The organism is Streptomyces calidiresistens, assembly GCF_014141525.1.
In the GTDB taxonomy this organism is placed as follows: Bacteria; Actinomycetota; Actinomycetes; order Streptomycetales; family Streptomycetaceae; genus Streptomyces; species Streptomyces calidiresistens.
In genome coordinates, this window is record NZ_VKHS01001084.1 from 1 (window position 1) to 1,461 (window position 1,461).

General features: G+C 74.1%; 1 protein-coding gene. It reads right to left on the minus strand.

Going from position 1 to position 1,461, the window contains the following annotated elements; translation table 11 throughout:
* Positions 1 to 21 precede the first annotated feature (21 nt).
* A complete protein-coding gene (locus tag FOE67_RS25585) occupies positions 22 to 1,425 on the minus strand; it encodes a class II fumarate hydratase (RefSeq protein ID WP_323385509.1) in 1,404 nt (467 codons plus the stop codon).
* Positions 1,426 to 1,461: the final 36 nt, after the last annotated feature.

The window sequence follows — 1,461 nt, forward strand, 5'->3', positions numbered from 1 at the left end:
CCCCACCCCGATCCCGCCGTCTCATCCCGCCCGGCCGGCCCCCGGCTCCGGGTCGGTGGGCCGGGTCATGGCCAGTACGTCCAACGCCCGGTCCAGCTGTTCCCCGGTGAGCGTGCCCCGCTCCAGGTGGCCGGCGTCGATCACGGCCTGCCGGATGGTGATCCGCTCGGTCAGGGACCGCTTGGCGATCCGGGCGGCCTCCTCGTACCCCAGGTACCGGTTGAGCGGGGTGACCACGGAGGGCGAGGACTCGGCGTACTCCCGGCAGCGGTCCGTGTTCGCGACCAGGCCCGCCACGGTGCGGTCGGCCAGCAGGCGGGCGCCGGAGGACAGCAGCCGGATCGACTCCAGCAGGCCGGTGCCCATCACCGGGAGCATGACGTTCAGCTCGAAGGTCCCGGAGGCCCCGGCGACGGTGATCGTGGTGTCGTTGCCGATCACCCGGGCGGCGATCATCAGCACCGCCTCGGGCACCACCGGGTTGACCTTGCCCGGCATGATCGAGGAACCGGGCTGCAGGTCGGGCAGGACGATCTCGGCCAGGCCGGTGCGCGGTCCCGACCCCATCCAGCGCAGGTCGTTGCAGATCTTGGTGAGGGAGACGGCGACGGTGCGCAGTTGGCCGGAGGTCTCCACCACGGCGTCCCGGGCACCCTGGGCCTCGAACCGGTCGCGGGCCCCGGTCAGCGGGAGGCCGGTGTCGGCCGCCAGTTCGGCGACCACGGCCTCGGCGAAGCCGGTGGGGGTGTTGATGCCGGTGCCCACCGCCGTGCCGCCCAGGGGCAGCTCGGCGAGGCGGGGAAGGGCGTCGCGCAGCCGCTCGACGCCGTGGCGCACCTGGGCCGCGTAGCCGGCGAACTCCTGGCCCAGGGTGACCGGGGTGGCGTCCATCAGGTGGGTGCGGCCCGCCTTGACCACGTCGGCGAACTCCCCGGCCCGGTGGGAGAGGGTGTCCGCCAGGTGCTCCAGCGCGGGGATCAGCTCCTCCAGCACGGCCCCGACGGCGGCGACGTGGATGGAGGAGGGGAAGACGTCGTTGGAGGACTGGCTCGCGTTGACGTGGTCGTTGGGGTGCACCGGTCGGCCCAGGCGCTCGGCGGCGAGGCCGGCGATCACCTCGTTGGCGTTCATGTTGGACGAGGTGCCCGAGCCGGTCTGGTAGACGTCCACCGGGAAGTGGTCGTCCCACCGCCCCCCGGCCACCTCGCGGGCGGCGGCGGCGATCGCGTCGGCGAGGTCGGCGGGCAGCACCCCGAGCCGGCCGTTGACCACCGCCGCGGCGGCCTTGATCCGTGCCAGTGCGGCGATCTGGGGGGACTCCAGCCGCTGCCCGGAAAGGGGGAAGTTCTCCACCGCGCGCTGGGTCTGCGCGCCCCAGCGGGCCCGCGCGGGCACCCGTACCTCCCCCATCGAGTCGTGTTCGATCCGGAACCCCGCCTCCCGGTCCCCGCCGTTCCCGCT